Source organism: Mesorhizobium sp. M0145 (assembly GCF_040322355.1).
Taxonomy (GTDB): Bacteria; Pseudomonadota; Alphaproteobacteria; order Rhizobiales; family Rhizobiaceae; genus Mesorhizobium.
The window spans coordinates 487,501-514,054 of record NZ_JAMYTK010000001.1; the positions used below are offsets into that span (position 1 = coordinate 487,501).

At 63.9% G+C, this 26,554-nt stretch carries 23 protein-coding genes (1 of these 23 cut by a window edge); 6 read left to right on the forward strand and 17 right to left on the reverse strand.

Annotated features, from left to right (window positions below; all coding sequences use genetic code 11):
• Positions 1-1,884 carry the 3' portion of a M23 family metallopeptidase gene (locus tag NKJ28_RS02455; RefSeq protein ID WP_352633844.1) on the forward strand. It extends 75 nt beyond the left edge of the window, so the window shows 1,884 of its 1,959 coding nt (coding positions 76-1,959); the start codon falls outside the window, past its left edge; it ends in the stop codon at positions 1,882-1,884.
• Positions 1,885-1,901: 17 nt separating this feature from the next.
• Here the strand turns inward: NKJ28_RS02455 and NKJ28_RS02460 are convergent, their stop codons facing one another.
• Positions 1,902-3,467, reverse strand: a complete 1,566-nt coding sequence (locus tag NKJ28_RS02460) for an MFS transporter (protein WP_352633846.1) — start codon at positions 3,465-3,467, stop codon at positions 1,902-1,904.
• 168 nt (positions 3,468-3,635) lie between these two features.
• Here NKJ28_RS02460 and NKJ28_RS02465 point away from each other — a divergent pair, with 168 nt between their 5' ends.
• Positions 3,636-4,268, forward strand: coding sequence for a TMEM175 family protein (locus NKJ28_RS02465; RefSeq protein ID WP_352633848.1), 633 nt, complete (start codon positions 3,636-3,638; stop codon positions 4,266-4,268).
• 21 nt (positions 4,269-4,289) lie between these two features.
• Here NKJ28_RS02465 and NKJ28_RS02470 read toward each other — a convergent pair whose 3' ends face one another.
• The 9 genes from NKJ28_RS02470 to NKJ28_RS02510 all read right to left on the reverse strand — a co-directional run bounded on the left by NKJ28_RS02470 (position 4,290) and on the right by NKJ28_RS02510 (position 17,038).
• Positions 4,290-5,771: a L,D-transpeptidase family protein gene (locus NKJ28_RS02470; protein WP_352633851.1), complete on the reverse strand. Its 1,482-nt coding sequence runs from the start codon at positions 5,769-5,771 to the stop codon at positions 4,290-4,292.
• Positions 5,772-6,009: 238 nt separating this feature from the next.
• Positions 6,010-6,375: an MmcQ/YjbR family DNA-binding protein gene (locus NKJ28_RS02475; protein ID WP_352456638.1), complete on the reverse strand. Its 366-nt coding sequence runs from the start codon at positions 6,373-6,375 to the stop codon at positions 6,010-6,012.
• Positions 6,376-6,522: 147 nt separating this feature from the next.
• Positions 6,523-9,129 (reverse strand): ATP-dependent chaperone ClpB, encoded by a 2,607-nt coding sequence (clpB, locus tag NKJ28_RS02480; RefSeq protein ID WP_352633853.1) that lies wholly within the window; start codon positions 9,127-9,129, stop codon positions 6,523-6,525.
• 234 nt (positions 9,130-9,363) lie between these two features.
• Positions 9,364-10,275, reverse strand: a complete 912-nt coding sequence (locus tag NKJ28_RS02485) for a DUF4167 domain-containing protein (protein WP_352594834.1) — start codon at positions 10,273-10,275, stop codon at positions 9,364-9,366.
• A gap of 331 nt (positions 10,276-10,606) precedes the next feature.
• The gene (prmC, locus tag NKJ28_RS02490; RefSeq protein WP_352621700.1) at positions 10,607-11,485 is read right to left on the reverse strand and encodes a peptide chain release factor N(5)-glutamine methyltransferase; all 879 of its coding nucleotides are present in this window, start codon (positions 11,483-11,485) and stop codon (positions 10,607-10,609) included.
• The gene (gene prfA / locus NKJ28_RS02495; RefSeq protein WP_352633855.1) at positions 11,478-12,557 is read right to left on the reverse strand and encodes a peptide chain release factor 1; all 1,080 of its coding nucleotides are present in this window, start codon (positions 12,555-12,557) and stop codon (positions 11,478-11,480) included. Before prfA ends, prmC begins: the two co-directional genes overlap by 8 nt.
• Before the next feature lie 8 nt (positions 12,558-12,565).
• Positions 12,566-14,836: a phosphoenolpyruvate--protein phosphotransferase gene (gene ptsP, locus NKJ28_RS02500; RefSeq protein ID WP_352621697.1), complete on the reverse strand. Its 2,271-nt coding sequence runs from the start codon at positions 14,834-14,836 to the stop codon at positions 12,566-12,568.
• A gap of 180 nt (positions 14,837-15,016) precedes the next feature.
• On the reverse strand, positions 15,017-16,270 hold the full coding sequence (locus NKJ28_RS02505; protein WP_352634310.1) for an aspartate kinase: 1,254 nt from the start codon (positions 16,268-16,270) through the stop codon (positions 15,017-15,019).
• 198 nt (positions 16,271-16,468) lie between these two features.
• Positions 16,469-17,038, reverse strand: coding sequence for a putative glycolipid-binding domain-containing protein (locus NKJ28_RS02510; protein ID WP_352594824.1), 570 nt, complete (start codon positions 17,036-17,038; stop codon positions 16,469-16,471).
• 214 nt (positions 17,039-17,252) lie between these two features.
• Here NKJ28_RS02510 and ubiG point away from each other — a divergent pair, with 214 nt between their 5' ends.
• On the forward strand, positions 17,253-18,002 hold the full coding sequence (gene ubiG / locus NKJ28_RS02515) for a bifunctional 2-polyprenyl-6-hydroxyphenol methylase/3-demethylubiquinol 3-O-methyltransferase UbiG (RefSeq protein ID WP_352633858.1): 750 nt from the start codon (positions 17,253-17,255) through the stop codon (positions 18,000-18,002).
• 19 nt (positions 18,003-18,021) lie between these two features.
• On the opposite strand, the gene NKJ28_RS02520 is transcribed toward ubiG, so the two are convergent.
• Positions 18,022-18,912 carry a DMT family transporter gene (locus NKJ28_RS02520; protein ID WP_352633860.1) on the reverse strand — a complete coding sequence of 297 codons (891 nt, stop codon included), beginning with the start codon at positions 18,910-18,912 and terminating at the stop codon, positions 18,022-18,024.
• Between the two features lie 101 nt (positions 18,913-19,013).
• Here NKJ28_RS02520 and NKJ28_RS02525 point away from each other — a divergent pair, with 101 nt between their 5' ends.
• Together NKJ28_RS02525 and NKJ28_RS02530 are read left to right on the forward strand one after the other, a co-directional pair.
• Positions 19,014-19,499, forward strand: coding sequence for a MarR family winged helix-turn-helix transcriptional regulator (locus NKJ28_RS02525; RefSeq protein ID WP_352633862.1), 486 nt, complete (start codon positions 19,014-19,016; stop codon positions 19,497-19,499).
• A gap of 69 nt (positions 19,500-19,568) precedes the next feature.
• A complete protein-coding gene (locus tag NKJ28_RS02530; protein WP_352633864.1) occupies positions 19,569-21,062 on the forward strand; it encodes an FAD-dependent monooxygenase in 1,494 nt (497 codons plus the stop codon).
• A gap of 61 nt (positions 21,063-21,123) precedes the next feature.
• On the opposite strand, the gene NKJ28_RS02535 is transcribed toward NKJ28_RS02530, so the two are convergent.
• Together NKJ28_RS02535 and NKJ28_RS02540 are read right to left on the reverse strand one after the other, a co-directional pair.
• Entirely contained in the window at positions 21,124-21,777 is a 654-nt protein-coding gene (locus tag NKJ28_RS02535) for a Vgb family protein (protein WP_352633866.1), read from the reverse strand.
• A 9-nt stretch (positions 21,778-21,786) separates the two neighbouring features.
• Complete coding sequence (locus tag NKJ28_RS02540; protein WP_352633868.1) at positions 21,787-23,007, reverse strand: winged helix-turn-helix domain-containing protein; 1,221 nt, start codon at positions 23,005-23,007, stop codon at positions 21,787-21,789.
• Between the two features lie 181 nt (positions 23,008-23,188).
• On the opposite strand from NKJ28_RS02540, the gene NKJ28_RS02545 reads away from it, so the two are divergent.
• On the forward strand, positions 23,189-23,989 hold the full coding sequence (locus NKJ28_RS02545; protein ID WP_352633870.1) for an SDR family NAD(P)-dependent oxidoreductase: 801 nt from the start codon (positions 23,189-23,191) through the stop codon (positions 23,987-23,989).
• Positions 23,990-24,103: 114 nt separating this feature from the next.
• On the opposite strand, the gene NKJ28_RS02550 is transcribed toward NKJ28_RS02545, so the two are convergent.
• Genes NKJ28_RS02550 through NKJ28_RS02565 form a run of 4 tightly spaced genes read right to left on the reverse strand, consistent with a single transcriptional unit; the run spans position 24,104 to position 26,501 of the window.
• Positions 24,104-24,529, reverse strand: a complete 426-nt coding sequence (locus NKJ28_RS02550; protein ID WP_352633872.1) for a DUF1178 family protein — start codon at positions 24,527-24,529, stop codon at positions 24,104-24,106.
• Positions 24,526-25,392, reverse strand: coding sequence for a carbon-nitrogen hydrolase family protein (locus tag NKJ28_RS02555; RefSeq protein ID WP_352570521.1), 867 nt, complete (start codon positions 25,390-25,392; stop codon positions 24,526-24,528). Before NKJ28_RS02555 ends, NKJ28_RS02550 begins: the two co-directional genes overlap by 4 nt.
• 10 nt (positions 25,393-25,402) lie before the next feature.
• Positions 25,403-25,672, reverse strand: a complete 270-nt coding sequence (gene grxC, locus NKJ28_RS02560) for a glutaredoxin 3 (protein ID WP_352491813.1) — start codon at positions 25,670-25,672, stop codon at positions 25,403-25,405.
• A gap of 28 nt (positions 25,673-25,700) precedes the next feature.
• Positions 25,701-26,501: a ComF family protein gene (locus NKJ28_RS02565; protein WP_352570523.1), complete on the reverse strand. Its 801-nt coding sequence runs from the start codon at positions 26,499-26,501 to the stop codon at positions 25,701-25,703.
• Positions 26,502-26,554 lie beyond the last annotated feature (53 nt).

Sequence of the window (26,554 nt, forward strand, 5' to 3'; positions counted from 1 at the left end):
CCCGACCGGCGCGAGGTTTCGGCGCGCTGGCTGTCGGGCACCTTCCTTACCGGCGTGACCTCGAGCGTGCTGATGGGCGTGGCGCTGTTTGCAGCGCTTGACGGCCGCCAGCAGTTGGCGACGCCACCCGAGATCGCCGAACTGATCAGCCTTGCCAGTGGCGACGATTCCGGTGAGATCGCCAAGACGACACGGCTGGTCGCGCTGCGCCAGATCGCCAAGGCCAAGGATCGCCGGCGCATGGAAGTGTCGATGGTGACCAAGGTTGGCGACCGCGACGTCATCCACACCATGCCTTTCGTGCAGATCAAGATGGCGCTTGCCGCCGGTCACACGACCAGCCGGGCCTATCCGCCTTTCGACCCGATGCAGGTGTTTGGCAATGGCGACGACAATGCCGCCCAGCCGGCAGCCGCCGCCGCCAGCCAGATCTATGGCGCCAAGGTCGAAAGCGAGATGAGCCTGAAGACCGTCGATTTCCCGATCGAGACGGCGGCCTTCGACGAAAAGAGCGACCTTTCTGCCGACGAGGTGGAAAAGGTGGTGCACGAGGCCGGCACCGATCTGAGCGACGGCGCCGTCCAGGTCGCGTCGCTGCACTATGTCGACCCACAGCGGTTCGGTGACGGCTTCGCCGAGAGCATGGCCGGCTCCTATGACGTCAAGATCGTCCCGGAAAACGTCTCGGTGTCGCCGCGTGCCGCGGTCGACGATCAGGCGCCGGCCTTCGCCGAGGAAATCATCCCCTTCACCAAGGATCTCGACATTGCCGAGGCCTTCGCCGATTCGGGCTATACCGGTGACGACGCAACCGGGATGGCCGAGGCGATCGCCAAATTGCTGAATGCCACGGCCCTCAAGGCAGGAACCGTGCTGCGCGTTGGGCTCGAGGTCCATGGCGACGCCGCCAAGATCGTTCGCACCAGCGTGTACGACAGGACCCAGCACATCGTCACCATCGCGCTCGACGACCACGACCAGTACGTGCCGGCGCAGGAGCCGGAGCCAAATCCCGAATTGCTGACGGCGTTCGACGATTCGCCTGCGCCCATAGTGCGCGGCAATCTGCCGAACATCTATGACGGCATCTACCGCACCGCCTATTCCTACGGCATGTCCAAGGCGATGACGCAACGGCTGATCAAGTTGCTGGCATCCAGTGTCGACTTTCAGTCGCGCCTCAATCCCACGGACCGCATCGAGGTGCTGTTCTCGCAGCCCGATGGCGACGACCAGGCGTCTGACGAATCCGAGCTGCTTTACGTCTCCGCGACTTTCGGCGGCACGACGCGAAATTTCTACCGTTTCCAGATGCAGGACGGCAGCACCGACTACTTCGACGAAAACGGCAGCAGCGCCGAGCAGTTTCTGTTGCGCAATCCCTTGCCCAATGGCCGGTTTACGTCCGGGTTCGGTGCCAGGCGTCACCCCATTTTGGGGTATGTGAAAATGCACACCGGCACCGACTGGGCAGCTCCCGTGGGATCGCCGATCATTGCCGCGGGCAATGGCGTCGTCGAAAAAGCCGGCTGGGCCGGTGGCTATGGCAAGCAGATCATCTTGCGTCACGCCAATGGCTACGAGACGTCCTACAATCACCAGAGCGCCTTTGCCAAAGGCATCGAGCCGGGTGTTCGCGTTCGCCAGGGTCAGGTTATCGGCTATCTCGGCTCAACCGGCCTCTCCACCGGTCCGCATCTTCATTACGAACTGATCGTCAACGGCACAAAGGTCGATTCGATGCGCGTCCGCCTACCGGTCGGTAAGACGCTGAAGGGCGACGACCTCGTCGCCTTCAAGCGCGAGCGCGAACGCATCGACGACCTGCTCAAGCAGGAAGACAGCAATCAGTTGAAGGTCGCGAGCGCCAAGATCGAAGGCTGAGCCGACGTTTTTCGTCGTCAGCCCTGCTGATTCGCCGTGTCGCGCGCCCATGGCAGCCGCTCGCCGGAAACCGTCGTCCACGCGGTGATTGCCGAAAACAGGCAAAGCAGCGCGGTCACCGCGGCAACGGCGGCGAATGCCGCGTCGCTGGCGGCAAGTCGTGCCGCATCGAGGCCGGGCGCCAGGCCGGCTGGCGGCGGTTCGCCGAAACCCGGAATGCCGGAGCCGGCAGCGGTGCCGAGCACGCCAGCATAGACCCAGGCCGCCAGCGATCCCATCGCCGCCACGGCAATCAGGCCGCCGATGCGCGAGACGGCGTTGTTGATGCCCGAGGCCGCACCCGTATCCTTGTCCTCGACCGCCGTCATGACGGCGGTCGACAGCGGCGATACCACCAGCGCCATGCCGAACCCCATCAGAGCCATCAGCGGGAATACCCCGATCCAGAAATTGTGGATGCCCCAATAGGCCAGCAAGGCAAGTCCGGCAAAGGCAAGAGCCACAACCAGACTGCCGCTGGCGATCGGAAAGCGAGGCCCGATGCGGTCGGACCACTGGCCGACCGGTCCGGACAACACTGCGATTAATGCCGACAGCGGCAGGAAGATGAAACCGACCTCGGCCGCGCTCAGCCCCCATCCGGCGATCATGAGCATCGGCAGATAGAACAGATTGGCCGACAGCGCGAAATAAAGGAAGAAGGTCGCCACATTGGCGCCCGCGAACGCGCCGATCCGAAACAACGACAGATCGATCATCGGCTCGCGCCGCCGGCGCTCGAAGACGATGAACACGACGAGCAAAACCGCACCGGCGGCAATACTCGGGCCGGACATCAGCCACTCCCCGTCGCCGCTCATCGAGGTCAGACCGTAAGCGAGAGCTCCGAACGCCAATATGGCGAGTGCAGCGCCGCCGAGATCGAGGCTGCGCTTTTCCGCCGGCGCGTCGGCAGGGACCTTGGCCAGCAGAAGATAGACCGAGATAAGGCCGAGCGGCAGATTGATGGCGAAGATCGCCCGCCAGATGCCGTCGCCGAACGCCGACAGCACGAAGCCGCCCAGCACCGGGCCGAGCGCCGTCGTCAGTGCTGATGCTGCGGCCCAGATGCCGATCGCCCGGCCGCGTTCCTTTTTCGGATAGGCTTTGGCGATAATGGCCAGGCTGCCCGGCACCATGATGGCCGCTCCGACACCCTGGATAGCCCGAAACGCAATAAGCACCGTCGGGTTAGGCGCCAGCGCGCAGGCAAGCGAGGCGGCAATGAACAGGACGATGCCGGCGACGAAGGAGGGGCGCAGGCCGAAGCGATCGCCGGCGGCGCCGCCGACGAGAATGAGGGCTGAGAGTGTCAATGCGTAGGCATTGGAAATCCATTGTGCCTCGGCGAGGCTGGCGCCGAGGTCGACGCGGATCGCCGGCGTCGCAATGGCTAGGACCGACCCGTCGATGAAGCCGAGCGCAGAAGCCAGGATCGCGGCGATCAGCACGAACCGCCGCTGCGCCTGCGGACAGAACGTATCGGCGGGAAGTGAGCCGGTCAGGGGAACGGCGCCGGTACCGACTTTGGTTGGCGTGTGCATGCCGCCTTACCTAGATCGCCGGCGCGCCGGCGACAACCGGCCAGCACGCTGTTCTCGTTGAAACCAGGCCCAACCTGGCCACACAGGCAGGATCACGCCGCTCAGGGTGCAAACGGCAAGTGCCGTGCTAAGCTTCTCGCAGCGCTACAGACAAGGGGGAAATACCGCATGAAACGACCGCTCGAACCCTCGGCGGAAGGACGCGGGCGCGTCGTCGGCATCACCGACGGCGTGTTCGCCATCGCGCTCACCCTGATCGTTCTCGAGATCAGGGTGCCGGCGCATGAAACGGTGCATTCCGAACGCGAGTTGATCACAGCGATCACAGCACTGGCGCCGCGCTTCCTGACCTATGCGCTCAGCTTCCTGACGCTGACCATCTTCTGGTTCGGCCAGCAGGCGCAACACGGGCTGATTGCAAAATCCGACCGGCGGCTTGCCACGCTGAACCTCTGTTTCCTCGGCTTCATCGCCTTGCTGCCGTTCTCGACCGACCTTCTCGCCGACTTCCTCGAATTCAGGACTGCGGTGCTCGTCTACTGGTTCAATCTTTTGATGCTCGGACTGACGCTGCTCGCCAGTTGGCGCTACGTGGACAAAAACGGATTTCTGGCCGAAGGTGTCGACGCGGAGACCACCCGAACGGTCTATCTGCGCATCGTCAAGGCACAGATCCTGTGGGCCGTCGGCGCTGCACTCTGCCTGATCAGCCCGTTGCTCAGCGTCGGCTTCATCCTGGTGGTGCAGCTGATCTATGCCGCAGCGCTGCGCGCGCCACTGCTGCGCAAGGTCATCGGGTGATTCGGGCGAAGGCGTTGCGCTTTAGTCGACGAACTCCACGATAACGCCGGGCGTCACGATCTTGGCAAGCTCGCGCGCGTCCCAATTGGTCAGCCGCACGCAGCCATGGCTTTCGGTCTTGCCGATCTTGGACGGATCCGGCGTGCCGTGAATGCCGTAGGTCGGCTTGTCCAGCGCAATCCAGACCGAGCCGACCGGGCCGTTCGGCCCCGGCGGGATGGTCAGGATCCTGTCGTTTTCGCCCTGCTTGAAATTGATGTTCGGGTTGTAGGTGTAGTTCGGGTCCAATGCGACACGCGACACCGCATGCGTGCCGGACGGCGACGGCGTGTCGGACGAGCCGATAGTCGCCGGATAGGCTGCGACCAGCTTGCCCGCCGCATCATAGGCGCGGACCTGCTTATTGGACTTGTCGGCGATGATGCGCGCCACCGGCGTCGCCACCAGCCTGCCGAAATTGGCGACCTTGATGATGGTGCCCGGACGATTGAAATTGGCGTCCGGATTGAGCTTGTTCAGATAGGTTTCATCCATATGAAAGCGCTCGGCCAGCGCTTCGGGTACCGACGTGTAGCCCATCCGATCGAGCTGGGCCTTTTGGCTGTAGTCCTCCGGTATCGAGGCGACATAGGGACCGGCCGCATCCTCGGGCGTGATCGTATAGGAGGCGAAGGCATCGCCGCCGGATTGCGCCAGGGCCGCCTGGATGCCGATTGCGTCGGTCGATTTCAGATTGCTGCCGGTGATCTCATTATAGGCGGCGAGCGCCTTGTCGACATTCGAGCCGAAGCGTCCGTCGATGACGCCGGGCGATGCACCGGCACGGTCGAGCAGCACCTGCAGTGCCGCCACGTCCTCGCGGGCGCCGAGCGCAAGCGACGGGTCGACCGCCGTCTTGCCGCCAGTGCTTGGCGGCGGGGCTGTGTCTGGCGGTAAGGCCGCCTGCTCGTTCGGCACCGTCGGCTCGACCGGCTCGATCGAGGCCTCGTTGAGCGGCTGGCGCTCGATGGTGCGCGGCTTTACCGGCTGCGCTGCCTCCGGATAACCGTTGCCGTAGCCGTCATCCCGTGGCGCTTCGGGGAAGGCTTCCACCGAATTGTCGCCATAGGGGTCGTACTCGTCAGCCGGCGGTATGATGACCCTGCCCCCGTCTTCCATCTGCCTGCGGCGGAACCGCGCCGTGTCCTCAGGGTCGTCGAGATAATAGGGGTCGTCCTCGACCGGTCCGAGGTTGCGCAAGCGCTCGCGGCGCAAGGCGCGGCGGTCGAGCCTGGTCTGCGGCGGCTGGATGGCGATGACCTTGCCGGTCTCCGCATCGACGATGACGCGGTTTCCCCTGGCATCGTAGTAGATATCGAGATTGCCGTTCTGGGCGACAAGAATGCCGCCGCCATTGGCGGCACGAACCACCCGTGGCGCGGTATCCACTATTGGCGAGGCCATCGCATTCGACGCCAGCAGCCCGGCAGCAAGCGCTGAAAGGGTGAAGATGGTGCGCAACATGATGGCCAAATTCTCCGGTCCGTAATTGCCGCCGCCGGCATTGTCTCTTCAAAGCGCCGCGCGTCTTTTTCGACGCGCAAAGGACGCTCTAACGCTTTAAATCTCCGAATCGTGCTTTGCGAAAATCAAAACTCGATTTCGGGCCGATGTGGTAGGCGAACCCCCTCGCCAGCAAATCAGTTGCCAACGATAAGGTTCCAATATGAACCGGGCATGAAGATGGCGGATTTCTGACCGATTAACCGGCAGCGAGTCCCAATTCCTTGCGCGCCTGCTTCGTCAGCTTCAGCACGACAAGACGGTGGCTTTCGCGCAGGTAATCCTTCAGCGCGCCATCATCCATGCTTTCGCCGGTCTGGCGCTGGATCCATTTCATGCCGCGTGAGGCAAGATAGGGCGCGGGCCGAAGGCCCGGCTGCTCCCTCAGCACGTCATAGGCGATGTCGGAGCATTTGAAGGTAACGAACGGCTCCTTGCCCTCACTCCAGCCGCCGATCGCGAAGACCTTGCCGCCGACCTTCCAGACATGGGCGCCGCCCCACTGCACGACATGGGTCGCCGAAGGCAGCGAGGCGCAGAAGCTGTTATAGTCGTCCAGCGTCATCTGCGCCCCGCCAGTGATGTTGGACCATGAACCGAAGGCCGGCGTAACAAAAGGGTATGCCGGTTTTTCGGAAAGGATCATGGTCGAGATTGAAGATAGGAATTCCATCCCGATTCGATCGGGATGGAACAGGCTCTTGGCTTGAGCTCAGGCGGCCGCTTCGGTTGCCACGACTGCCGGCTTCGAGCGGAAGTTCAAGCGGTCGGACCCAGCGGTGACCTTGACGGTTGAGCCGTCGAGGATCTCGCCGAGCAGGATCTTTTCCGCCAGGGGGTCCTGCAATTCCTTCTGCATCACCCGCTTCAGCGGCCGCGCGCCATAGGCCGGGTCGTAACCCTTGGCCGCTAGCCAGTCGATCGCCTCCTGATCGAGCGAAAGCGATATTTTGCGGTCAACAAGCAGGTTTTCCAGCCGCTTGAGCTGGATTTGGACGATCTGGCCCATATCCTGGCGGCGCAGCCGGTGGAACAGGATCACCTCGTCGATGCGGTTGAGGAATTCCGGCCGGAACGAAGCCCTGACGACATTCATCACCTCGTCGCGCACGACGTCGACATCCTGGTCCTCGCCGAGATTGACCAGATATTCGCCGCCGAGATTGGACGTCATGATGATCAGCGTGTTGCGGAAGTCGACCGTGCGGCCCTGCCCGTCGGTCAGCCGGCCGTCGTCCAGCACCTGCAGCAGCACGTTGAAGACATCCGGATGTGCCTTCTCGATCTCGTCGAACAGCACGACCTGATAGGGCCGGCGCCGTATCGCTTCGGTCAGCGCGCCGCCTTCCTCGTAGCCGACATAGCCGGGAGGCGCGCCGATCAGCCGGGCGACCGAATGCTTCTCCATGAACTCCGACATGTCGATGCGCACCATCGCGCTCTCGTCGTCGAAGAGGAAGCTGGCCAGGGCCTTGGTCAGCTCGGTCTTGCCGACACCCGTCGGCCCGAGGAACATGAACGAGCCGAGCGGCCGGTTCGGGTCCTGCAGGCCGGCGCGCGCACGGCGCACCGCTTTTGACACCGCCTGCACCGCCTCGCCCTGGCCGACGACGCGCTTGCCGACCTCGTCTTCCATGCGCAACAGCTTATCGCGCTCGCCTTCCAGCATCTTGTCGACCGGGATCCCCGTCCAGCGCGAGACGATATGGGCGACGTGATCGGGACCGACCACTTCCTCGACCATGCCGGCCTTGCCATCCCTGGCTTCAGCCTGCTTCAGCTGCTTTTCGAGTTCCGGGATCTTGCCATAAGCAAGTTCGCCGGCGCGCTGGAATTCGCCCTTGCGCTGGGCAATGGCAAGTTCGTTGCGGGCTTCGTCGAGCTGCTTCTTGAGGTCGGCGGCAAGCCCGAGCTTCTGCTTCTCGGCCTGCCATTTCGAGGTCAGCTCGGTCGATTCCTCCTCGAGGTTCGAGAGTTCCTTCTCGAGCCGGGCGAGCCGGTCTTTCGAGGCATCGTCCTTCTCGACCTTGAGCGCCTCGCGCTCGATCTTGAGCTGCATGATGCGGCGGTCGATCTCGTCCAGCGCCTCGGGCTTCGAATCGACCTGCATGCGGAGCCGCGAGGCGGCCTCGTCGACGAGATCGATCGCCTTGTCCGGCAGGAAGCGGTCGGCGATGTAGCGGTTGGACAGGGTTGCGGCCGCGACCAGTGCCGAATCCGAGATGCGCACCTTGTGGTGCTGCTCGTATTTCTCTTTCAGGCCGCGCAGGATCGAGACGGTGTCTTCGACCGTCGGCTCATTGACGAAGACCGGCTGGAAGCGGCGGGCAAGGGCCGCATCCTTCTCGACATGCTTGCGGTATTCGTCGAGCGTGGTTGCGCCGACACAATGCAGTTCGCCGCGGGCGAGCGCCGGCTTCAGCAGGTTCGACGCGTCCATGGCGCCATCCGCCTTGCCGGCACCGACAAGCGTGTGCATCTCGTCGATGAACAGAATGATGCCGCCGGCGGCAGACGTGACTTCGGAAAGCACCGCCTTCAGCCGCTCCTCGAACTCGCCGCGGTATTTGGCGCCGGCGATCAGCGACCCCATGTCGAGCGCCATCAGCTGCTTGTCCTTGAGCGATTCCGGCACATCGCCATTGACGATGCGCAGCGCCAGCCCTTCGGCGATCGCCGTCTTGCCGACGCCGGGTTCGCCGATCAGCACTGGGTTGTTCTTGGTGCGGCGCGACAGCACCTGGATGGTGCGGCGGATTTCGTCGTCGCGGCCGATGACCGGATCGAGCTTGCCCGCGCGGGCGTCCGCCGTCAGGTCGCGCGCGTATTTCTTCAGCGCGTCGTAGCCCTGCTCGGCGCTCGCCGAATCGGCAGTGCGACCTTTGCGTACGTCGTTGATGACCTGGTTCAGCGCCTGCGGCGTGACACCCGCCTTGGACAGGATGTCGGCGGTCTTGGCCGATTTTTCCATGGCCAGCGCCTGCAATAACCGTTCGACGGTAACGAAGCTGTCACTGGCCTTCTTGGCCAGTTCCTCGGCGGTCGAAAACACCTTTGCCAGCGGCTGCGCCAGATAGAGCTGGCCATTGCCGCCCTCGACCTTGGGCATTGACTCCAGTGCCGTTTCGACGCCGAGCTTGACGTCACGGACATTGCCGCCGGCGCGCTCGATCAGCGACGCAGCCAGGCCCTCGTCGTCATCGACAAGGACCTTGAGGATATGCTCGGGGGTGAATTGCTGGTGGCTGCGGGAGAGCGCCATGGTTTGCGCGGACTGGATAAAGCCGCGCACGCGCTCGGAATATTTTTCAAGATTCATGCCTGTCTCCTTCCGTCACCGGCCCGCTTCGCGGCACCGGATCAGATTGCGGTGACGGACCCGCCCGTTCGAGCCGGATCCTGTTCACGCAAGATATGGGACGCAAACCACGGACCCTCAAGACTCGACACTGGCGAACGCATAATATTCCGAGCGCGCAAACAAAAACGGCGGAGATTTCTCTCCGCCGCCTAGGGTAAACGATGCGCTAAGATCGCCTGAACGTTTCTTCGATCAATTCTCGACATCGGCAATAATAGGTTGACCGCCAGCGTCTTCAGCCGGCGCTGCATCGACCTTGCCAGCTTCGGCACTGTCAGGGCCGGCATTGTCGTTGCCGCCATTTGCCTGTTCGACATCGAGGCGCGGACGGCGCGGACGCCTGGGGCGGCGTGCCGGGCTGTTTTCGGCCGCGGCTTCGTTGAGCTCGGCCTGGGCGGCGAGACCCGCCGGCGAAAGGTTTTCGAATTGCGGTGCGGGCTCGCTCACAAAGACCGGCTCAGCGGCCGGTACGGGCTCCGCCTGCGCCGGCGTCTCGTCGCGCCGTGGCTGTTCGACGCGCTGGCCGCCCTGCTCGCCGCGCGCGCCATACTCGCCGCGCTGGCCGTTCTGGCCGTAACCGCCATTGGGGCGACGGTCGCGGTGGCGTCCGCCATTGTTGTCGCGGCCGTCACGGTTGTCGCGGCCGCCCCGATTGTCGCGGCTGTTTTCCTGGTTCAGCGCCAGCTCGGCCGGCGTGCCATCGATGACCGGCTGCGGGCCGGCCCCGTGATTGGCCGAAGCCGATGCCTCGTTGGCATTGTTGTTGCCGGCATTGTCGAACTCGTCGCGATCCTCGTCGCCGTCATCGTCGAAATCGTCGCGATTCTGCTGGGCGTTCTGGATCGGCATCTGCGCCTGAGCGGCTGCGATGATGCGGTTATAGTGCTCTGCATGCTGGAGATAGTTTTCCGCCATCACCCGGTCGCCGGAGCTTTGCGCGTCACGGGCAAGGGTTGCGTACTTCTCGGCAATCTGCTGAGCCGATCCGCGGATCTTCACGTCCGGGCCGTTGCTCTCATAGTTACGCGTCAGGGGATTCGGCCCCTTACGATTGTTGTTGTTATTGTTGTTGCCGCCGCCGCCACTGTTGTTGCGACCGCGCATGCGCCTGTTTTGCTGTTGTGGCCTCATTAGACTCTCTTCACTTTGAAATTTTCGAAAAACTCTTCACGAACGGAGGCGCTCATACGGCCAGCCGTTTCGTTCCTTCACCGGCGTTCGCCCGCATCAATTGCGTTGGCGCCACGTGCCATCCTGTTCCGGTTACTTCACTTGCCGGACGATTCCCGCACGAAGCTTGGGCGTCGTTTGCGCAAGAAGGCAGCTATTTCCAAGGAAAACCGAATCGCTAAGAGCACTGCCTGCTTCGTCTCATCCGGTTAACGCGACCCTAGCCGCATTCCCCGGTATTGCCAAGCGCTTTTTTCGCACTGCATCACGGCTTCCACCGTTCGAACACAAGAACTCTGTCGTTTCCGCCGAGATCACGAAACACCCCGACCGAACGGTACCCGGCCGCGGAGAATATCTCCGTAACCTGTTGGTGCTGCGTATGGCCGATCTCGACCGCAATCCTGCCTTGGAGTTCCAAATACGCTGCCGCTCCCGCGGCGATCTTCCTGTAGGGGCTCAGACCGTCCACGCCGCCATCGAGGGCCTGGCGTGGATCGAAACCGCGGACCTCGTCCTGCAGATTTCCAATGTCGTCTGAGGGTATATAGGGAGGGTTTGCGACAATTACATGGTACAGGCCAGAAACTTTTTCAAACCAGTCGGATTTGACCGGCGTGAACCGGCCGACGAGCCCCAATTCCCCGGCATTACGCATGGCTGTGGCCAGCGCCTCCTGCGAAATGTCAACGCCGGTGGCGGTCGCGGCCGGAACGGCGCTGAGCAGCGCCAGCGCGATGGCACCGGTACCGGTCCCTAGATCGAGGATGCGGCAGCCGCCCTCGCGTGCCGCCATTGCCTTGACGAAGGGCAGTATAGCCTCGACCAGCGTTTCGGTATCCGGCCGCGGCTCCAGCGTTTGCGGCGAAAGCGAAAGGCGCAAGCCGTAGAATTCGCGGTAGCCAAGGATCCGGTGTACCGGCTCGCCGGCGATGCGCCGCCGCAAGGCGGCTTCGATTACCGCCGTCACGTCCGTATCGACAGCGCGCCCGGGATCGGCGATGGCCTGCGTGCGACTGGTGCCGGAAAAATGCTCGACGATCAGCCTGGCATCGAGCGCCGGATCCGCGATCCCGGCTGCGGCGAGCCGGTTTCGCGCCTCCCGCAGCAGCGGCGCCAGCGTGGCGGGCAGGCTGTCAGCCATCGATGCCGATATCGGCGAGCAGCTTCGACTGGTGATCGGCTATCAGCGCGTCGATGATCTCGTCGAGTTCGCCCATCATCACCCGGTCGAGCTTATAGAGCGTCAGGTTGATACGATGATCGGTGACGCGACCCTGCGGAAAATTATAGGTGCGGATGCGTTCCGAGCGGTCGCCCGAGCCGACCTGCGACTTGCGCGATTCGGAACGTTCCTCGTCCGCCTTGCTGCGCTCGAGGTCGTAGAGCCTGGCGCGCAGGATCTGCATGGCCTTCGCCCGGTTCTGGTGCTGCGACTTTTCCGCCTGCACCACCATGATGCCGGTCGGCAGATGGGTGATGCGCACGGCCGAATCGGTGGTGTTGACGTGCTGGCCGCCGGAACCCGAGGCGCGCATCGTGTCGATGCGGATGTCTTCGGCCCTGATGTCGATGTCGACCTCTTCGGCTTCCGGCAGCACCGCGACCGTCGCCGCCGAGGTATGAATGCGTCCGCCCGCCTCGGTCGTCGGCACGCGCTGCACCCGGTGCACGCCGGATTCGAACTTCAGATGGGCAAAGACGCCCTTGCCCGAAACGGTGGCGATGATTTCCTTGTAGCCGCCGACCTCACCCTCGCTGGCCGACACCGTCTCGAAACGCCAGCCATGCGCCGCGGCATAGCGCTCGTACATGCGAAACAGGTCGCCGGCGAAAAGCGCCGCCTCGTCGCCGCCGGTGCCGGCGCGGATCTCGAGGATGGCGTTCTTGTCGTCGGCGGCATCCTTGGGCAACAGCAGGATCTGGATGTCCTTCTGCAGCGCCTCGATGCGATGCTTGACCTCCGGCAGGTCGGCCTCGGCCAAGGCGCGCATCTCGGCGTCGGTGCCCTTGTCGGCGAGCATCGCCTCCAGATCGGCCTGTTCGCGCTCGGCGGCGCGCAGCGCCCTGATCTTTGCCACCATCTCCTGGATGTCGGCATATTCGGAGGCCATCCTGACATAGGCGTCCGGCGCTGGCCCGGCCGACATCTGCGCTTCGAGCATGTCGAAACGCTTGACGACTTGATCCATACGGTCGCGGGGCAGGTTGATCATGGCGAAGTCTATAGCGGTATCGAGCGGTCATCGGCAAAGGCTTGCAGCAGCGCCCGCATCGGCAGGCCATGCGCCGGCGCCATCAGATTGTCGTCGAAGAACGCTTCCAGTTCGCTGAGCGGCAGTTCCGTCAGCATCGCCTTGACCGGGCCGATCGATGCCGGCGACATCGAGATCGAGCGATAGCCAAGGCCGATCAGCGCCATCGCCGAGATCGGCTTGCCGGCAAGTTCGCCGCACAGGGTCACCGGCGTCTGGTTGCGAGCCCCGGCATCGGCAATTTGCTTCAAAACACGCAGGAACGGCGTCGACAGCGGGTCGAAGCGGTCGGACAATTGGGTATTGCCACGGTCCACCGCCATGACGAACTGGAACAGGTCGTTCGAGCCGACCGAGACGAAATCGACCGCCTTCATCAACTCGTCGAGCTGGAACAGCAGCGACGGCACCTCCAGCATCGCCCCCACCTTAAGGCTGGTCGGCAAATGATGGGCAAAGCGCGACAAATGCCGGACCTCGCGATCGATGATCTCGCGCGCCTGCACGATCTCACCGAGTTCCGTCACCATTGGCAGCATCAGCTTCAGTTCGCGCCCGCCGCACGCCTTGAGCAGCGCGCGGATCTGGGTGCGCAGCAGGCCAGGCCGGTCGAGCGTCAGGCGGATGGCGCGCCAGCCGAGCGCCGGGTTCTCCTCCTGGATCGAGCCCTTGAAATAGGGCAGCACCTTGTCGCCGCCAATATCGATGGTGCGGAACGTCACCGGCTTGTCGCGCGCCGCCTCGAGCACGTCACGGTACAAGCGCTCCTGGGCTTCCGCGCGCGGAAAGGTCGAGGCGACCATGAATTGCAGCTCGGTGCGGAACAGGCCGATGCCGGCCGCGCCCGCTTCGGCCAGTTGCGGCAGGTCGACCGCCAGCCCGGCATTCATCAGAAGGTCGACCTGGACACCGTCCTTGGTCACCGACGGCTTCTTGCGCAGCTCGCGGTAGACCTCCTGCCGCCGCGCCCGGAAACGCACTTTCTCGGCATAGGCCGCCTCGAGGTCGGGCTGCGGGCGCAGATGGATCGCGCCTTCCTCGCCGTCGACGATGATGGCATCGCCGTTTTCCGCCATGGAAACGGCGCCCTTCATCTGGCCGGCGACCGGTATGCCCATGGCCCGCGCCACGATGACGACATGGCTGGTCGCGGCGCCGTCCTCCAGCACCAGCCCGCGCAGCTTGTCCCTGGGATAATCGAGCAGCTCCGCAGCACCCATGGAGCGGGCGACGATGATGGCGTCCTTGGGCAGCGAGGCCGCGACGTCCTCCGGTCCGCGCCCCATCAGCTGCCGCAGCAGCCGATTGGCGAGATCGTCGAAATCGCTCATCCGTTCGCGCAGATACGGATCGGTCATGTGCAGCATGCGGGCACGCATGTCGCTCTGCACCTTTTCGACCGCCGCTTCGGCCGTCAGGCCGTTGCGGATCGCCTCCTCGAGCCGGCGCACCCAGCCGCGGTCGTTGGCGAACATGCGATAGGCTTCGAGCACCTGGCGATGCTCGCCCTCGAAGGCGACGTCGCGGCGCTCCAGCATGTCGTCGATGGAGAGCCTGAGCGAGCCGAGCGACGCGTCGAGCCGCCTGACCTCTTCCTCGCTGTCCTCGTTGAAAAGATTGGTGACGACGATGCGCGGCTCGTGCAGCACCACATGGCCGAGCCCGACGCCTTCGTTGAAGGACAGGCCGGTAAAGCTTACCGGGCGGCGCAGATCGAGCTCTAGGCCGGGCCTTGTCAGCCGCTCCAGATCGCCGGTGGCGATCATCTCGGCGATCACCATCGCCGTCGTTTCCAGCGCCTCGACCTCGTCGTCGCGATAATGGCGCATGGTCTTGTTCTGCACGACCAGGACGCCGAGTGTCCGCCCTGCCCGCAGCACCGGCACGCCGAGGAAGGAATTGTATATCTCTTCCCCTGTCTCCGGCAGGTAGGCGAAGGCAGGATGCTCCTGTGCGTTGGAGAGGTTGAGCGGCCGCGCCGAGGCCGCGATCGTGCCGACCAGGCCTTGCCCCAGCCTGAGCTGCGCCAGGTGGACGGCGTTCGGGTTCAGGCCTTCGGTGGCGTAGAGTTCGAGCACCGAATCGGCGCGCAGCACATAGAGCGAGCAAACCTCGGCAACCATGTTGGAGGCGATGTCGCGCACGATTCGGTCAAGCCGCTCCTGCGGCTCCAGCGGCTCTTGCATGAGCTCGCGGAGCCGTTTCAGCAAAACGCGCGGGCCACTGGCCGAATCACGCATCGCGGCTTCTTCTCCAATAGCGTTTCAACCGGTGCAGGTTGCCCTGCACAGCGGCACAAACGCAACAACTCAATTAGAGCGCCATCGTCCAATTGGACGCATAAAGACCGCTCCAAGATTTTCGATCCGCTGCATCCTGCCTTCCGAAAATCGATTCCGATTTCGGGCCGATGCAGTCCGCTACTGCTTATCCAGACCGTACACGGAATGCAAAGTGCGAACTGCTAGTTCCGTATAGGGACCGTCGATCAGGATCGAAATCTTGATTTCGGACGTCGTGATGGCGCGGATGTTGATCGCGCGGTCGGCAAGCGCCTTGAAGGCGGTAGCGGCGACGCCGGCATGGCTGCGCATGCCGATGCCGATGACCGAGACCTTCGACATGCCGGCTTCCGACTGCACCACGTCGTAGCCGATCGTCGCCTTCAGCCGCTCGAGCACGGCGAGCGCCTTGTCGACGTCGCCGGATGGCACGGTGAAGGTCATGTCAGTGAACTTGCCGTCCTCGGAGATATTCTGGACGATCATGTCGACATTGATGTTGGCCTCGGCCAGCGGCCCGAAAATGCCGGCGGCGACGCCCGGCCGATCGCCGACGCGGCGCAACGAAATCTGCGCCTCGTCCTTGGCGTAGGCAATTCCGGTGACGACCTGCTGTTCCACGATCTCTTCCTCGTCGCAAATAAGCGTTCCCGGCGGATTAAGCAAATCCCCCATTCCTGGTGCGTCGGGATCGTCGAAGGACGACCGCACGAAAGTACGCACCCTGTGCACCATGGCAAGCTCGACCGAGCGCACCTGCAGGACCTTGGCGCCGAGCGAGGCCATTTCGAGCATTTCCTCGAACGAAATCTTGGCCAGCCGCCGCGCCTTCGGCTCGATGCGCGGATCGGTCGTATAGACCCCGTCGACGTCGGTGTAGATATCGCAGCGGTCGGCCTTGACCGCTGCCGCGATGGCGACTGCGCTGGTATCGGAGCCGCCACGACCGAGTGTCGCGATCCGATTGTCCGGCCCGATGCCCTGGAAACCGGCAACCACCGCCACCTGGCCTTCGCCGAAGCGCTTGATCAAGAACGCGCCGTCGATGTCGAGAATGCGCGCCGCGCCATGCGCGTTGTCGGTCTTGATCGGGATCTGCCAGCCTTGCCAGGAGCGGGCATGCACGCCGATATTCTGCAGCGCGATCGCCAGCAAGCCGGCAGTGACCTGCTCGCCGGAGGCGACCACGGCGTCATATTCACGCGCATCGTGCATCGGCGAGGCCTCGCGCGTCCATTGCACGAGCTCGTTGGTCTTGCCGGCCATCGCCGAGACCACGACGGCGACCTCATGGCCGGCGTCGACCTCGCGTTTGACATGACGCGCCACATTGCGGATGCGGACGATGTCGGCGACGGACGTTCCGCCGAATTTCATCACGATGCGCGCCATAGAAGCGAAATGCCTTTGACTGGATGCCGGACCGAAGGCCGAAAAGCGGAAAAATGCGCCAAGCTGTGGCCGGGCGCTCAATGCGCGGCCTCCTTAGCCAAATGATCGCGGTTTCGCAAGGCATGCCGCCGCTGCCGGCCAGGCGACACACGAGCACAGCGTCACGCCTGCACTGCCTCTTGGCAAATGCCGCTCGCTTCAGCCCAGCTGTGCCGTGGCTCTCCACAGGCGCGGATAATCGAGGACGAAACCGAGCGGCGAGACCTCCAGTGTCTCGTGGTAGCCGAACATCGGGGCGGCATAGGCGTAATGTGCAGCATCGACGCGCTGATAGGTTTGCTCGAGGCGAACGAGCCTGAGTTCGGGAAATGTCAGATAGGCCGCCGGGGCGGGCGTCGCCGTGCCGACATCGAGGGCAAAACGGCGAAGCGCCAAAAGGTTCGTTGCGGGCGTGAAGCCGAGATCGACATCGATGAGACCGTCGACTTCCGCTTGATGCTCGCCGTTCAGCGTCCATTGGCGCTCGGTCAGCCGGTCGATCCTGTAATGCAGCTCTTGCGTGCCGAGAAAGCCGTCGGCGCGCGCCGATCGTGTATGCCAATCGGCGTCGCAGTCCGCCTCGTAGGCGATGCTGCACGGCTCGCCGTCCTGGACGAAAAGCGCCTGTCCCCTGAGGTTCCACCCAGAGCCCGATTCCGACAGAAGGCAAGCGTCGTGGCCTTCCTGGTCAAGCCGGCGCCAAAGAATGGAAGCAACCGCTCGCATCATTGCGCACTCCTCCGAACCCGATGTCTCTGCTTCGTCCGCCAAAGCCTAGGCGTTTCCTTCCGGCACACCATCAACTGACACGTGCTGACACAAATGCAGCCGGCAAAAGGCGGCGCCGGAAGGCATCGCGCGCATCGCACCGCCGGCGGTGAATTTCGCGCCTTGACATTCGCAGCCTCGCGCCCGACTTCCTAGCGTCCGAGGAGACCACGCCATGCCAGAGCCCCGACGATCGACGATCGATGCCGGAGAGGTGGAACGCTTTTCCGCCCTTGCCGCCGAATGGTGGAACCCGAACGGCAAGTTCCGCCCGTTGCACAAGTTCAACCCGATCCGGCTTGCCTATATCCGCGACCAGGTGGCGGCCCGCTTCGGCCGCGATCCGCGTGCGGCACGGCCGTTCGAAGGCCTGCGCTTCCTTGACATCGGCTGCGGCGGCGGGCTTCTGTGCGAGCCGATGGCGCGGCTTGGCGCCGAAGTGGTCGGCGCCGATGCCTCCATCACCAACATCGAAGTGGCCAAGCTGCATGCGGCGGAAGTCGGCGTGAGCGTTGACTACCGCGCCACGACCGCGGAAGACCTGGCCGATGCCGGCGAAAAATTCGACGTCATCCTCAACATGGAAGTGGTCGAGCATGTCGCCAATGTCGATCTGTTCCTGGCCAAATGCGGCGAGATGGTCAAGCCTGGCGGCATCATGTTCGTCGCCACCATCAACCGCACGCTGAAGGCCCTGGGCCTGGCCATCATCGGCGCCGAATATGTGCTGCGTTGGCTGCCACGCGGCACCCACCAGTTCGGCAAGCTGGTGCGCCCCGAGGAACTGGAAAAGGCGCTTGCCGGCGCCGGCCTGACCGTCATCGACCGCACCGGCGTCACCTACAACCCGCTCGCCGACCGCTGGCAGCGCTCGAAGGACATGGACGTCAACTACATGGTGCTGGCGGAGAAGGCATCCGTCTGAAGCTTACGCCTTCTGGCCCCTATGGCCTCTGGCTTTGCGCCTTGGTGGTGATGAACACGCCGGCGGTGATGATGACGGCACCGGCCCAGGTCAGCAGTTGATAGCGCTCGCCGAGGAAGAGGGTCCCGGCAAACAGCCCGACCGCCGCCGCGACGTAGCCGATCTGGCTGAGATAGACCGGGCCGCCGACCGCTTGCAGGCGGAAGAAGAAGGCGAACATCGCCGAGGCTGATGCCACCTGTGCCGCAGCGACCAGCGGCACGCCGCCAAGCGAGCCGAATGCATTGCCGCCAAGCAGGACCAGAATGCCGGCAAACAGCATCAAGGCTGCTGCCAGATGGCTGCCGACGGCGAGCTCGATCGGGCCGGTGCCTTCGGGCCAGTCGACGGTACGGTAAATGTTGCCGGCGGCGAGGCTGACCGGGATGAGCAGGCCCATCGCAACCCAGAAAAATTCGGCCGGCTGGCCCGCTTCGCCGCGCGTCACCGCCACCATGACTGCGCCGACGAAACCGACGGCGATGCCGACGACGCCCAGCATGGTCGGGCGCCTGACGCCGAGCAGCATCGAGAACACCAGCGTGACGACCGGCGACAGCGTGAACATGATGCCGCTGTAGCCGGCGCCCAGATGCGGAATGGCTGAAAACATCAGCAGATTGGGGATTGCATATGAGACGGCCGCGGTGACGAAGAAATAGCGCAGCCTGTGCGGCGTAAGCCGCATGCGCTTCCCGTTGAGCAGCAATGCGCACAAAAGCACGCCGCCGGCACCAAGCGAGATGACGAAGGCCCAGACCATGGCGGCCACGCCGGCCGCCGTCGCGATCTTGCCGAACGGCAGCGTCAGGCCGAGCAGTCCACCGGTGACAACCAGAAGGCCAAGCGCCGAGTCCCAGAGAAATTTCATCGCACCGTCCCGTCGCCCGTTCGCGGCACTTGGCCAATATCGCAAGCTGAGGTAAGATAAGCTAAAGATTCTTCACGTCAAGATACATAACGGTGAGAGACATGGATCGCGCAGCAAAAGCGATCGGGCAATGGAAAAAGGAACGGCCGGATCTCGATGTCTCGCCGATGGCCGTGCTCGGACGGTTGAACGAGGCCGCCTCGCTGATCGCACGAGAGCGGCTGGCGCCGCTGTTTGCAAGTTACGGGCTGCAATCCGGAGAATTCGATGTGCTGGCAACGCTGCGTCGTTCCGGGCCGCCATACGCGCTGACGCCGACGGCTCTCTACGAGGCGACGATGGTGACGTCGGGCGCGATGACCAACCGCCTCGATCGGCTCGAGAAATCCGGCCTGATCAAGCGCGGGCCGCACCCCGACGATCGCCGCGGCATTGTCGTGCAGCTGACTAAAAAGGGTCTGGCGTTGATTGACGAGGCGGTTACCGCTCACGTCGCCAACGAGCACCAGATACTTTCCGGCCTGATACGCCCGGAGCAGATCATGCTGGCTCGCCTGCTCGAAAAATTGATAGCGAGCCTAGGCTAACCCAAACGGCAACCACTGGGATTCTGCGATCATTGCATTGGGAGTCGTAACTGCCAGAGGAGTTTGCCGATGACAGAACATGCAGTCGTGATTGCCGGAGGAGGTCCGACGGGCCTAACCCTGGCAGGCGAGTTGGCGTTGGCAGGCATTGACGTAGCCATTGTCGAACGCCGCCCGAACCAGGAGCTTGCCGGTTCGCGTGCTGGAGGTCTGAGCTCACGCACTCTCGAAGTTTTCGATCAGCGCGGCATCGCGGACCGGTTCCTTGCGGAAGGACAAATAGCCCAAGTCACGGGATTCGCGGCGATGCGTTTAGACATCAGCGATTTTCCGACCCGCCACAACTACGGGCTGGCGCTGAGACAGAAACACATTGAGCGCATTCTCGCTGGATGGGTCAGCGAGCTGGCAGTGCCGATCTATCGCGCCCGTGAATTAACGTGTTTCGTGCAGGACGACGCCGGCGTCAGCATCGAACTGTCCGATGGTGCGTCGCTGCGGGCAAGCTATCTCGTCGGGTGTGATGGAGGCCGCAGTCCGGTCCGCAAAGCTGCTGGCATTGAGTTTCGAGGATGGGATGCGACGACCAGCAGCATCCTCGCCGAGGCCGAGATGGCGGAGGAGCCGCCACTGGGCATTCATCGCACCGCACTTGGCATCCATGCCTTCGGCAGGGAAGAGTACGAAATTCGTGACGGCAAGGTCGTCTTTGCCGATAAAGGTCCCATAGCCGTCATGGTCACTGAAAAGAATGTCGGCGCCACGACCGAGCCCACGCTGCGCGATCTCCGCGAAGCGCTCGTCGCCGCATGCGGAACAGATTACGGAATCCATAGCCCAACCTGGATTTCCAGGTTCACGGACATGTCGCGGCAGGCGGCGGCTTACCGCAAGGGCCGGGTTCTCCTAGCGGGCGATGCCGCCCATGTGCATTCCCCGGTGGGCGGACAAGGCCTCAATATCGGTGTGCAGGATGCGGTGAACCTCGGTTGGAAGTTGGCCCAAGTGGTGAAAGGAACATCGCCTGAACGCTTGCTCGACACTTATCACATCGAGCGGCATCCGGTTGCGGCCCGCGTGTTGCGTACGACAATGGCACAGGTCGCATTGCAACGTACTGATGATCGCACTGAAGCCTTGCGTGAAATGGTATCAGAGCTCCTTGGGATGGAGGAGCCTCGCAAACGGATCGCTGCCGAGATGTCCGGACTTGGTATCCATTACGACCTCGGCCAGGGGCATCCGCTGGTCGGCCGCCGCATTCCTGACCTCGACCTGGCCACGCCTGATGGTCCCATGCGCGTATTTGCGCTCCTCCAAAAAGCGCGGCCAGTGCTCTTGATTCTCGACGCGCCGGGCAGCCTCGACATCAAGCCGTGGTCAGACCGCATTAAGTTGGTTTACGCCAAATGTGACGATCCATGGGAGTTGCCTGCGCTAGGTTTGGTCTCCGCTCCAACCGCAGTTTTAATTCGGCCCGATGGATATGTTGCTTGGGTAGGCGACAGGACGCAGGATGGTCTTCAAGACGCGATGAACACCTGGTTCGGACCACCGGGCTAAAAACCGCAAAAACCAGTTAGCTCGAATGGTCCCGAAATCAACGGCTACGGACGGCAAAAACTCAGATCCTGGTCGCCGAGCCTCGTTTGGGCCGGCGAACAGCTCTGATCTTGCCGCTGTTTCCGCCGCCACAGAAAAACTGGTCGCCGCCATCGGATTCGAGCCCCGACACGCCTGTTCCCGGCGGCATATCGAGCTTCTCAAGGACCTTTCCCGTTTCAGGATCGATCCGCCTGACATCGCTCTCCTCCCCCTCCCAGGTGCCATGCCACAGCTCGCCGTCGACCCAGCTGACCCCGGTGACGACGCGGTTGGAAACGATGGTGCGAAGGATTGCCCCTGTCTCGGGATCGACCTGATGAATCTTTCGGCCCCGATGCTGCCCGACCCAGAGCGTTCCTTCGGCCCAGGCGAGCCCGGAATCACCGCCATTGCCGGGCGCCGGGATCGTCGCCAGCACCTGGCCATTCCTCGGATCGATCTTCTGGATGCGATCCTCGGCGATCTGATAGAGGTGCTGGCCGTCGAAGGCCGTTCCGGCGTGCGCCGCGACGTCGATCGAGCGCACCACTTTGCCGCTTGCCGGATCGAAGGCGTTCAATCTGTCGCCTGAGGCAAACCAGACATGCTCACCGTCGAAGGTAACGCCGTCCACGTGGTCGACACCCGGAAAGGGTCCATATTCTCGAAGGATTTCGGCTGCGGATCGTTCCATGATTCCATCCTAGTAGCCCGGCAGTGGGCCGGGGAGTAACAAGATTGTCGGGAAACCCGTCAGCGGCGGGGTCATCCAGCGACGCGCCCGTCCGCGGCCGAACGACTGCACCTTGCCGGCCAGGGCGAGTTGCTCGAGCGCTCGCTGCACGGTACGCGAACTGGCTCCAAGCGCAATCGCCAGGGCCGAACTCGACCAAGACTCGCCGTCGGCGAGGAAGGCGAGCACGGCGGCATGCTCTTCTTCGACGGGTGGCGCCAGCACGACGACCTCACCTGCGCGGCGCGGGGCCAGCGCAAAGCCCCGCTTCGTCGCGCTCACATCCGCCAAGCTCCGAAGCTCCGCGCGAAGCCGCCCGACTTCGACGCGCAATCGTGCGCGATGTGATTCGTCCGCGTCCTTTCCGCGGAAAGCGCGCGCAATGAGCGTCGCTCTTGCCACGTCCCCCGGCCAGGCTTCGGCCAGCGCGCGGGCCAGCGCGAACAGCACCGGGCGGGTCGCCAGCGAGACGACCGTGTCTGCGACCCGCACGACATTGCGGCATGCATCCACCACGAGCGCCCCCGACGCCAGGAGCGCTTCGACTTCGTCGAGCAGGAGGGGCCGTTCCCCGCCACGCGCGACAAGGCGTGCGGCCGGCGTGTCCAGCACCAGCGATGCGCTCTCCACCTCCGCGATCAGCGCGGGGATGCCGGACGCGCGCGCCGCCCGCGCCGCCAGGCCAAGCGCGGCGCGCGCAGGGCCGGTCCGCAAGCGGCGGATGGCGATGCCGGCGACAGCCAGCTCGTGGGCGGCCCGCGATGCCGGCGGCAGCGGCGACGGATCGAAGCCGTCCAGCCTGCGCTCGGCTTCGTCGAGATGGCCGATCAGCAGCAGGCGCCGAACGTCGAGGTTGCGCGCATGCGCGGCGTTGACGCGGTCGCCATGCTTTTCAAGCGTCGCCCGTGCGGCGTCGAGTGCCTTGGCCGGCCAGGTAAGGTCGCGCGAGACGAGCGCGATCTCGGCCTCGGCGACGATACACCGCGCGCGGGCCACGGCCTCCCTCGGGCTGAATGCGTGCGCCGCCCGCTTGAGGAGAACCTTCGCCCTATTCAGGTCGCCAAGCTGCGCCATCGCGATACCGCGCAACGCCAGTGCCGGCGCATCGTCGCGCAGCGCAACCCGCTTCAAGGCGCCGAGCGGATCGCCCGCCGCAAGCGCATGCGCCGCGGCCGTGATCAGCGAGTCCATCGGAATCCCGTCACACTTGTCACTCCCATGGCTTCGACATCCGGCGCTAAGTCCATCTCACCAACCAGTCGTATCGACAACGGCGACTGTAGCCAACCTGAGTTGCGGCGCGCCAACCTTGAGTCGCGGCTAGACCGTGCACTGGGCTCGAACGCAACGATAAAGCAGTAGGAGAGACGCAATGAAGATCGAAGGTACAACCATCCTGGTGACTGGCGCCAATCGGGGCATCGGTCGGGCACTGGTCGAGGAAGCCCTGAGCAGAGGCGTAAAGCGCGTCTATGCCGCAACCCGCCAACCGATGGCTCATCCGGACCGGCGTGTGACGTCCCTGACCATGGATGTGACCAACGCTGCGCAGATCCGGGAGGCCGTCGAGAAGATCGATGCTCTCGATATCCTCATCAACAACGCCGGCGTATCGCCCATCGATGACCTAAGCGACCGTCGTGTGCTCGAACAACAGCTGGCCGTAAACCTCTTCGGCTCGTACGACGTTACCCAGGCTCTGCTGCCGTTGCTGGCCCGGTCGCGGGGAGCCATCGTCAACATTCTGTCGCTGGCCTCGATTGCCGCCGTGCCGTTCAGTCCGGCTTACTCCATCTCGAAGGCGGCCTCGTTCTCGCTGTCGCAGTCGTTGCGCACCCTTTTGGCCGGACGGGGTGTCAGCGTCCACAGGGTCCTTCCCGGCCCGGTGGACACGGACATGACACGGGGCCTGGACATTGCGAAGGCCTCTGCGGAGTCTGTCGCGCGGGCAATCCTGAACGGCGTGGAGAACGGCGAAGAGGAAATCTTCCCCGATCCCATGTCGGAATCCCTGGCGGAGGGCTGGCGCAGCAGTGCAGTCAAGGCGCTTGAACGCCAGTTTGCAGCCTATGCGGAAGCAAGCCCGTCAAGTGAAGCAAGCCCGTCAGGCAGTGGGCATGAAAGAAGCAGCGAAACGATTGCCCGCGAGCCCCATCCTTGCTGCTCGGCCTGAAACTGTAGACGCCTGTGCGGGGGTGGCGGCATTGCCGCCATTCGGCGCCGCCCCGACCTTGACGGCGCTGCCTGGCGAAGAGATGCCTCGCTATGTCTGGAGCAGGTTGACGGATCAGTTGCGGTCGTCGGGGAAGCTTGGAATAGGCATGAACTCGACGCCGTCCTCGGCGAGGCTCTTGGCCTCGTCCAGCGTCGCCTCGCCATAGATACCGCGCGGATCGCTTTCACCGAAATGGATCTTGCGCGCTTCCTCGGCGAATTTGTCGCCGACATAGTCGGCATTCTCGCGCACCTTGTCGGCCAGCGCCTTGAGCTGCGCCAGCGCCTGCTTCTGCGCCTCGCCCATGGCCAGCAAGATGCTTTCGCGCTTGCGCCCGGTCGAGACGGCAGGCGCCATCAGCGCCTTGTCGACCTTGCGCGAGCCGCAGGCCGGGCAATCGACGAAACCGCGCCTCTTCTGCGTGTCGAAATCGTCGTTGCTGCGGAACCAGGCCTCGAATTCGTGCTCGTGTTCGCAGATCAGGGAAAAGCGGATCAAGAGGCGGCACCCCTGAGCGGCATTGCCTCCGCCGAACCGGCGTTTACGGCAAAATCGCGTGCGTTTTTGAGATTCGGTATCTTTTTGCGCGCAGCGACGGACTGCGCCGGGTCGATCTCGGCGACGATCACCGCCGGCTCGTCATGCGCGGCTTCGGCGACGATGCGGCCCCAGGGATCGACGATCAGCGAATGGCCATAGGTTTCGCGGCCGTCTTCATGCACGCCGCCTTGCGCGGCGGCGACGACATAGGCGCCGTTCTCGATGGCGCGCGCCCTGAGCAGCACGTGCCAATGCGCTTCGCCGGTCTGGCGGGTGAAGGCGGCGGGCACCGAAAGCAGATCGGCGCCGGCCAGCGCCTCGGCACGGAACAGCTGCGGAAAGCGCAGATCGTAGCAGACGGCAAAGCCGAGCTTCGCGCCATTGACTTCGGCGACGACGGCCTCGGTGCCAGGCTCATAGGCGGCGGATTCGCGCCAGCTCTCGCCATTGTCGAGATCGACGTCGAACATGTGGATCTTGTCGTAGGTGGCAATCCTGGCGCCGTCCGGCCCGAACAGAAGGGCGCGGTTGGCAAGCTTGCCGTCGGCGCGCAGAATGGCGGTCGAGCCGATATGCAGGAAAATGCCGAGCTCCTTGGCCAGCCGCCGCGACGTCGAGACGACGATGTCCTTGTCCTCGGAGGTGAAGGAAGCGGCCCATGCCTGGCTGTCGCGGATCAGCGCGCCGGTCATTTCCGGCGTCTGGATATAGGTCGCGCCAAGGCCTGCCGCCTCGCGCACCAGCCGTTCCAGATCGACCGCATTGCGCTCCGGGCTGGTTCCCGAACGCATCTGGATCGCCGCCGCCTTGAAACCACCCATCGTCATGTCCTTATCTGGCCGAGCCGTTGGCGAGCAATTTGTCCAGCCGTCCTTCCGCCTCCAATTCGTGGAGATCGTCAGAGCCGCCGACATGCGTGTCGCCGATGAATATCTGCGGAAAGGTGGAACGGCCGTGAGCGCGGGAGATCATCTCCTGGCGCAGCTCCGGCGAGAACGAGGCGTCGTGCTCGGTGTAGGTCACACCCTTCCTGTCGAGCAGCCGCTTGGCCGCGGTGCAATAGCCGCACATCATCCGCGTGTAGATCGTCACATCGACCATCGGTCAGCAATCCTGCCTCGTTCCTAGGCTATATAGGCGCCGATTCGTCGGCCCGAAAGTCCCCCGGCAGCACACGCGCAAAGGTCAGTACGTCGACCGCGCCGGCACCGCCCTTCTTCAACGCCTTGGCGACCGCGCGGACGGTGGCGCCGGTGGTGTAGACATCGTCGATCAGCAGCACCCGGCGGCCGGCGATTTCGATCTCCGCCTCATCAGGCACTTTGAATGCGGCGCGAACATTTTCCTCGCGTTCCCGCCGCTCAAGCCCGACCTGCTGGCGCGTGAGTTTGACGCGCCTGATGGCTGATGGCGCGAAAGGCCGCTCCCCGAGCTGCGCCACCGCCCGCGCCAGTTCCGCCGACTGGTTGAACTGCCGTCGGAAGAAACGCCGCCAGTGCAGCGGCACCGGCACGACCACGTCGGCCTCGGCGATGAGCTCGGCACCGGCGCGAAGCATCCAGCGCGCCATCCACGGCGCCAGATCGGTGCGGTCCTGGTATTTCAGCCCTTGCACCATCTGGCGGGCAACGCCGGAATAGGCGACCGCCGCCCGCGCGCGCTCGAACGGCGGCGGGTCGGCTATCGCCTCCGCCGACAGGAAACCCTCACCCATATTGTGGGTGAACGGCGTGCCCATCACCGGGCACCACGGCCGTTCCAGCAGCCTGAGTTTCGGCCAGCAGGCGCCGCACAACACGCCGGGCTGCGAGACATGGCGGCGGCAGCCGGCACAGACCGGCGGGAACAAGAGGCGCGCTGGCCAGCCCAATGCCTTGCGGGCAATGCTCTTGATCGCACTACGCTTGATCTCTGGCATGGGATCGGCCACGTGGTTGGTCCTCCGCATCACTATATCAGAGAGCGAAGCACAAGGACCTGCCC